Origin of the sequence: Microseira sp. BLCC-F43 (assembly GCF_041929235.1) — a bacterium.
Classification (GTDB): domain Bacteria; phylum Cyanobacteriota; class Cyanobacteriia; order Cyanobacteriales; family Aerosakkonemataceae; genus Microseira.
Genome location: NZ_JBHFNP010000153.1, coordinates 21,572 through 27,834 on the forward strand (window position 1 = coordinate 21,572; position 6,263 = coordinate 27,834).

Annotated in this window: 8 protein-coding genes; 4 read left to right on the forward strand and 4 right to left on the reverse strand. The window is 46.6% G+C overall.

Features of this window, described 5'->3' with window-relative positions; genetic code table 11:
• Nucleotides 1-433: 433 nt before the first annotated feature.
• On the reverse strand, nucleotides 434-1,168 hold the full coding sequence (locus ACE1CM_RS21960) for a sugar phosphate isomerase/epimerase family protein (RefSeq protein WP_374880351.1): 735 nt from the start codon (nucleotides 1,166-1,168) through the stop codon (nucleotides 434-436).
• A gap of 188 nt (nucleotides 1,169-1,356) precedes the next feature.
• Entirely contained in the window at nucleotides 1,357-2,052 is a 696-nt protein-coding gene (locus ACE1CM_RS21965; RefSeq protein WP_374880353.1) for an S-layer homology domain-containing protein, read from the reverse strand.
• Between the two features lie 189 nt (nucleotides 2,053-2,241).
• Here ACE1CM_RS21965 and ACE1CM_RS21970 point away from each other — a divergent pair, with 189 nt between their 5' ends.
• Nucleotides 2,242-3,381, forward strand: coding sequence for a class I SAM-dependent methyltransferase (locus ACE1CM_RS21970; protein WP_374880355.1), 1,140 nt, complete (start codon nucleotides 2,242-2,244; stop codon nucleotides 3,379-3,381).
• Nucleotides 3,382-3,440: 59 nt separating this feature from the next.
• Here ACE1CM_RS21970 and ACE1CM_RS21975 read toward each other — a convergent pair whose 3' ends face one another.
• Nucleotides 3,441-4,373, reverse strand: a complete 933-nt coding sequence (locus ACE1CM_RS21975; protein ID WP_374880357.1) for an isoaspartyl peptidase/L-asparaginase — start codon at nucleotides 4,371-4,373, stop codon at nucleotides 3,441-3,443.
• A 137-nt stretch (nucleotides 4,374-4,510) separates the two neighbouring features.
• Entirely contained in the window at nucleotides 4,511-4,669 is a 159-nt protein-coding gene (locus ACE1CM_RS21980; RefSeq protein ID WP_374880359.1) for a DUF2256 domain-containing protein, read from the reverse strand.
• 78 nt (nucleotides 4,670-4,747) lie between these two features.
• Here ACE1CM_RS21980 and ACE1CM_RS21985 point away from each other — a divergent pair, with 78 nt between their 5' ends.
• The 3 genes from ACE1CM_RS21985 (at nucleotide 4,748) to ACE1CM_RS21995 (ending at nucleotide 6,069) form a co-directional block, all read left to right on the forward strand.
• Entirely contained in the window at nucleotides 4,748-5,356 is a 609-nt protein-coding gene (locus ACE1CM_RS21985; RefSeq protein ID WP_374880361.1) for a helix-turn-helix domain-containing protein, read from the forward strand.
• 75 nt (nucleotides 5,357-5,431) lie between these two features.
• Nucleotides 5,432-5,779 (forward strand): transposase, encoded by a 348-nt coding sequence (locus ACE1CM_RS21990; protein WP_374880363.1) that lies wholly within the window; start codon nucleotides 5,432-5,434, stop codon nucleotides 5,777-5,779.
• A complete protein-coding gene (locus tag ACE1CM_RS21995; protein WP_374880365.1) occupies nucleotides 5,737-6,069 on the forward strand; it encodes a zinc ribbon domain-containing protein in 333 nt (110 codons plus the stop codon). The genes ACE1CM_RS21990 and ACE1CM_RS21995 overlap by 43 nt, the downstream gene beginning before the upstream one ends.
• The last annotated feature ends 194 nt before the right edge of the window (nucleotides 6,070-6,263 follow it).

Sequence of the window (6,263 nt, forward strand, 5' to 3'; positions counted from 1 at the left end):
CCGCTTGGTCGCCAAAATTCTCAGGGTTGTTACATATTTAAGCTAAAGCGCAGCTAATTTGTATATTTCTAAATATCGGGATAAAACTGCCAATCCCTCTCCCTAGCTCCCCCAGCTCAAGAAAGCTCCCCGTGTACAAATTAAATACGTAACAGCTTACTACGCACATTCCCCAACCTGGGGTATCACACAGCATAATTACCCAGAAAACTCTATTTTTCCAGCTATAAACTATACCTTTAAAACCTTTTTTATCCGTTAATATACGCTATAAAATTATAATTTATAGCTTTATTGCTCGATCAAAACAGGTAAAAACCGATTGTGACATTTGAGGGTGCGGAATCTGGGTTATTCATTAATATGTAGGTTGGGTTTCGCTCCAGATCAACCCAACAACCCAAGACTAATCCCTTGGGTTTTCTACCTCAACCTAACCTAGAAGCTGATTTCGCAACACCCCTACCAAATGCACCAATTCTTCTACAGTAGTCGGTTGGCGGTGTTCTGGAGAAATAACAGCTGGTGGTTGCGGTAAAGCTTCTAACCACTGCTTGACTGGCATTGTAGGACTTGGCGGAGACGAACGCGGCCCTTTAAGTTGAATTTCTTCTACGGGGCGCTTCCAGTTGGCAAAAAATGTATTTAATTCAATTCCGCTATCAACTAAATGACCCGTATCTAGCACAATCGAAAATACATTCGGCTCGTTTAACATATCAATTAAGCGAGCAATTTCTTCTGGGTCAGTCATCACACCCACCCGCAGCGGACTTAATGGTTCGATCGTTATTTTCACCCCCGCTGCTTTAGCTTGTGGTGTCAAAGAACTGAAAAAATCCCAACACCTTTCAAACGGACGATCTGCTAATTCGTAGCCAAATCCGCACACGGTGACGATGCGGGGGACGTTTAATTTAGCGGCAATTTCGATGGTTTCTCGGACATGGGGAAAAGCTTGGTCGCGACGGATGCGATCGCTATGAATCGGATGAAAGTCATGCATCCTATAAGCGATGACCGAAACTATCTGATATTCCCGATACAATTCCAGCGGAAAATTTCCCTCATTCCCTACCTCCAACGCCAAATTTTCCCTAGCTGCCAATTGCAACCGTTCTGACAGAGTTCCAGGAATAGAGTTTTCAGTATAAGCTAATATTGTCATGGTAATTGTTAATTGGTAATTGGTAATTGGTCAGAGTAAGTCCTTAAGCATCGATTGTGCAAGTAATAGGGGTATTTTTACCTAATTCCTCCTTGTCTACCTTGTCTCCCTTGTCTCATTGTTTACGCTCTCATACAGAGCCTCTTAACTAAGGTAGTAATGCCATATTACCAATTACCAATTACCAATTACCTTATACTCCTAAAATATTCGCCTTCCAAAACAGGCGCCGGTGTCTTTTGTCGTTCTAAAAATTTACTCAAAGTGTAGGCCATATCCCCCCGCGTCATGGGATTTAAGGGGTTAATATTACCTCGGTCATCGAGCTTGACAAAACCTTCATAAAGTGCTGTTGCCATTGATTTTTTCGCCCAATCGGGGATTTGTGCTGCATCCGGATAATCAGCTAAAATTCTAGTAACAGTTTCATCGGGAAACTGAAATACCCCATAAGCTTGAGCAAAAATAGCCAAAGCTTCGGCGCGAGAGACTCGTTGGTTGGGGAAAAACATATTGTCGCGATAGCCGCGCATAATGCCAGTTTTGAGAACAATTTGAATATCGTTAAATGCCCAGAAAGAAGGGGGGACATCTTGAACTGCAATCAAATTTTCCCTGGTGGCAGCGACTCGTTTATTTAGCTCAAAAGCTTTGACTAAAATAGAGGCAAGTTCGGCGCGACTGACCAGGCGTTCGGGATAAAACTGTCCATCAGGGTAATTCGTCATCAATCTAGCCGCCAAAACCCGTTGTATGGGGTCGGCGGGGAGGGTGGAATCCGGTTGTGCTGGAGATTGAGCGATCGCTTCGGGCGTCCACAAGACAATCCCTGGTAAACCTTGAAGCAAGACCAAAAGAGAAACCGTACTAAGAAACTGACCCATAGTCAAACCCCGCTACTAACCAGTTATTCTGACTTCTCTAACCCCATCCCTGTTTCCAGGGAAACAAAAACTATAGGTGAGGTCGTCAGTAATTATTGTAGAAAATCGCCTTTCAAGGGTTAAAAATAGTTTTTTCTCCCCCGCAGGTTAGGAAATCAGCGAGAGTTAGCTATATCTAGGACTTCCCACATGGATAAGCTAAAATCTACAATCGACTCAACAGACCAGCAAGCAACGGAGACAGCAAACTTGATCGCCTCTAACGAAACGCAAATTAAGAGCGAACAGACGCCAATCGTCACAGACCCGGAGATCATCAACCAGGTCATCCTCAACAAGCTCAACACGCGCATATATCCCCGTGGCGAACTGATAATGCCTTGCGTGCCATCCATGCTAGAACATTACATGGAGCGACTAAAGGTGCTGTTCCAAACCCTTGGCAGACCCTTCTCTGGCGACGAACTGATTCAGTTGCGCGAACTGCTGGCGCGCCGGTTAAAAGAAGGATATGAAGCTTCACCTCATTCCAACCTAGTTTTGCGCTACGAACCCGCCAAAGCGCCGCAAACCGGGTTAGCTTGCAATCTTTCTACCGTCGTTTCTTCGGTTGCCGAGCAGTATAAAACCTGGGTGGATAACAGACAACCCCCCCTATTCGGTTCCCATCCAGATGCTAAAGTAATGGCAACGGTTGCTCAATTGAAGGCAGATCCGGCAAAAACCCCCATTTTAGACGTGGGTGCAGGAACTGGAAGAAACACCTTACCCCTAGCTAGACTTGGGTATTTGGTTCATGCGATCGAGTTAACCCCCGAATTTGTGCAGCAAATACAAGCTACCGCCGAAGCAGAAGGGTTACCCGTCATCGTCACCCAAGGCAATATCCTCGATCCGATGGTGCGGATGCGTCCCGCACACTACAAAATGGCAGTCGTCGCTGAGGTGATTTCTCACTTTCGCGATGCCGATCAGCTGCGACTGTTGATGGCAAAAATGTGCGACGTAATTCGGTCGGGTGGGTTGTTATTGTTTAATACTTTCTTAGCCGTCGATGGGTACGAACCCGATGCCGCAGTGCGAGAAATGTCTCAAATTGCTTGGTCTACCATCTTCACCCGCGCCGAACTGGCATCGGCAATGGAAGATTTACCCTTAGAATTAATATCCGACGATCCCGTATTTGAATACGAAAAACAACACTTACCGCCAGAAGCATGGCCCCCGACGGGATGGTTTAATAATTGGGCAACCGGACGCGATTTATTCCCCCTCGCCGAACAACAACCGCCGATGGAATTGCGGTGGATTTTGTGCAAGCGTCTTTGAACGATTCAAGATTAGAGATATTAGATTGTATTTAAATCTAATATCTCTAATCTTAAATCTTAAATTAATTCCAGGGTATCGCCTATTTTTTCCCCATCGTGGTAGGCGGCGAGGAGGACTTGGCTGGTTTTGCCATAAGCGATCGCTCCCGTCGAATCAATTCCAATCGCCGCTAACTCTCGATGATTCCCCCGCGCTTCGCCTATACTGCGCTCAAATGCCGCCGCTATAGACATGCCATCGGTGACTCGCACGACAATTTTTGCCGCCAAACACTCCTCGATGATGTCTTCTCCAATACCCGTACAGCTCACCGCTGCGTAGCGCGAGGCGTAATTCCCCGCAGGCATTGCCGAGTCGCTGACTCGCCCAATGCGCTCGAAACCCTTGCCCCCAGTAGAAGTGCCAGCGGCTAAATTTCCCATACAGTCGAGCGCCACTACACCAATCGTACCCCGGCGGGCGCTGCCATCTGCTACCAGTTCTTTTTCCGCCACCACCCCTGCCATTTCTTTGGTAAAATTACCCTGCCGTTCCTGCATCCACTCTTGCAATCGGATATCAGTCAGGGGATTGTAGATGGGAATTTGCAGCTCGCGCAGCAGTTCGGCTGACCCATAATCCGATAAAACCCGATCTGCCGAAGTTTGTAAAGTTGCGGCTAAATCGATCGGATTTTGCACGCGCGATACATTAATCACACCGCTAAACCGTTGAGTCAGTCCATCCATTAAAGAAGCGCTCATGCGAATTTGACCGTCAGATTGCAGTACCGATCCAGTTCCGGCATTAAACCGGGGATCGTCTTCTAACATCTGACAACCTCGCACAACAACTTCTTTGGCACTTGCTCCCGATAATAGTAGGGGGTATAACTCTCCCAAGACTTTATAAAGCGACCGACGGACTACCTCAACTCCGCCTTTGCCTTTGAGAGAACTACCGGCTCCCCCGTGGATAATAAGTTTAGGTTGTACTCTTTGATCTGACATTTAGCTTTCATCCCTTAAACAAGTAACAACTAGCTGCATCGTCCATTAGACTTCGGCAAAAAACAAACTCTTTGGCAGGCAGGATGCCTACCCCACAAGAGTTTTTGCAGATATCCATTGCCAGTAGTCAGCGCTGACTACTGACCGCTGACCGATGACCGACGACGGCGGCAGCGTTCCGAGCAGTATTTAACATCATGCCAGCAATCTTCCCATTTCTTGCGCCAGGTGAAGGGACGTTGACAGACAGGACAAGTTTTTGTGGGTAAATCGGATTTAGAACGTTGACGCGGCATGTTAATTTAACTTGCGGTGGGGGTCTGGGGGAGGCTATAAGTCCCACGCCTACCGCGCACTAGGAGGCGTGCGGATACATGGACATCCCCTTTGCTGATTTTATCCGCAAGGGTCCCGGTAAAATCAGCATCAGATATCAGTCTATAGCTCAACGATTCCCTGTGAGAATTATTCCCATGACTCTGAGGGTGAACTATTGCTACCGAATTTATCCCGATGCCATCCAAGAGCAGACTATGCTTCATTGGTTGGAGATATCTCGCAAGGTTTACAACTACGCTTTGCGGGAAATCAAGGATTGGGTCAATTCGCGTAAATGTAGTTTGGACTATTGTTCGCTCCAACGTGAATATATCATCGGAGCTGATAAACCATTTCCCACCTACTACATTCAACAGAAAGCACTTCCTTTGGCGAAGAAAGAATTTCCCCAGTTGGGCGAAGCTCCATCTCAAGTTCTGCCAACTACAATTCGTAGATTGCATGATGCTTGGAACTATTTCCAAGAGAGAGGATTTGGCTTTCCACGCTGCTTGAAGTTTGCACAAATGAAGTCGATGTTCCTCAATTCAAGACTAATCCGATTACAGGGTGGCAAATTAGTCTGCCCAAAGTCGGGAAAATACCCATCAATTTCCATCGACCTATCCCAGAAGGGTTTGCGATCAAACAGGCACGGGTATTGAGGAAAGCGGATAGATGGGAAGTGGTTATCACGATAGAGTCTGACGTATCGATACCAGATGCCCAACCTGATGGAGATGCACGCTCGTATCGATATGGGATTGGAAAAGTTTTTGACAACCTCTGATAAAGAGTTGATTGCTAGACCTCGGCTGCAATTGCTGCAACGCAACTACGCCAGAACTCTGAAGGGTTCTAAGAACCGCGAGAGAGCTAGGATCAAGGTTGCCAGGTTCCACGATCGCATTGCCAGCGTCAGGAAAGATTGGCAGTTTAAACTGGCTAACCATCTGTGTACCAAAGAAGGTGTTGGGATGGTGTTTGTTGAGGATTTGAACTTGAAAGCTATGTCCAGGGGAATGTTGAGAAAGCATACCGCAAGATGGCAGCTTTCGGTCAGTTCCTCAACCTGTTGGAATGGGTAGCAAAGAAACATCAAGTTCTCTTTGCCCGTGTCAACCCTGATGGAACGTCTCAAACTTGCCCTAAATGTAGAACGCATACAGGCAAGAAAGAGCTTTCCTTCCGGGTGCATAAGTGTGATGTTTGTGGATACGAAACAGATAGAGATCGTGCAGCATCAGAAGTAATTCGGTTGCGTGGTTTGGATAACTTGAGTACCGTGGGACTCACGGGAATAGAAAACGCCTATGCAGTCGGTCTGCCGGGGGTGGATGAGAAATCTCCATCTAGGTCAGAGGCTTGCATCCCGTAAGAGACGCAGTATCGTTATCTTTAATCAAACAAGCCTTTTTTAAACCAGCTTGACCAGGAATGTTACGAATATCTTCGATGTTTTCGGGCCCGTCAACCTGCTTAAAAAACTCATTTACTTGTTGATTGTGAAGTAGACGTTAAATAGATTGTAAGTGGTCAAAATCCTTCAGGCTTTTAAATCAGATGGTAGAC

Coding starts and splice junctions, on each gene's coding strand:
- ACE1CM_RS21960 (WP_374880351.1), bottom strand. CDS start 1,168: ATGACAATATTAGCTTATACTGAAAACTCTATTCCTGGAACTCTGTCA.
- ACE1CM_RS21990 (WP_374880363.1), top strand. CDS start 5,432: ATGCACGCTCGTATCGATATGGGATTGGAAAAGTTTTTGACAACCTCT.
- ACE1CM_RS21970 (WP_374880355.1), top strand. CDS start 2,242: ATGGATAAGCTAAAATCTACAATCGACTCAACAGACCAGCAAGCAACG.
- ACE1CM_RS21985 (WP_374880361.1), top strand. CDS start 4,748: ATGGACATCCCCTTTGCTGATTTTATCCGCAAGGGTCCCGGTAAAATC.
- ACE1CM_RS21965 (WP_374880353.1), bottom strand. CDS start 2,052: ATGGGTCAGTTTCTTAGTACGGTTTCTCTTTTGGTCTTGCTTCAAGGT.
- ACE1CM_RS21995 (WP_374880365.1), top strand. CDS start 5,737: ATGGCAGCTTTCGGTCAGTTCCTCAACCTGTTGGAATGGGTAGCAAAG.
- ACE1CM_RS21975 (WP_374880357.1), bottom strand. CDS start 4,373: ATGTCAGATCAAAGAGTACAACCTAAACTTATTATCCACGGGGGAGCC.
- ACE1CM_RS21980 (WP_374880359.1), bottom strand. CDS start 4,669: ATGCCGCGTCAACGTTCTAAATCCGATTTACCCACAAAAACTTGTCCT.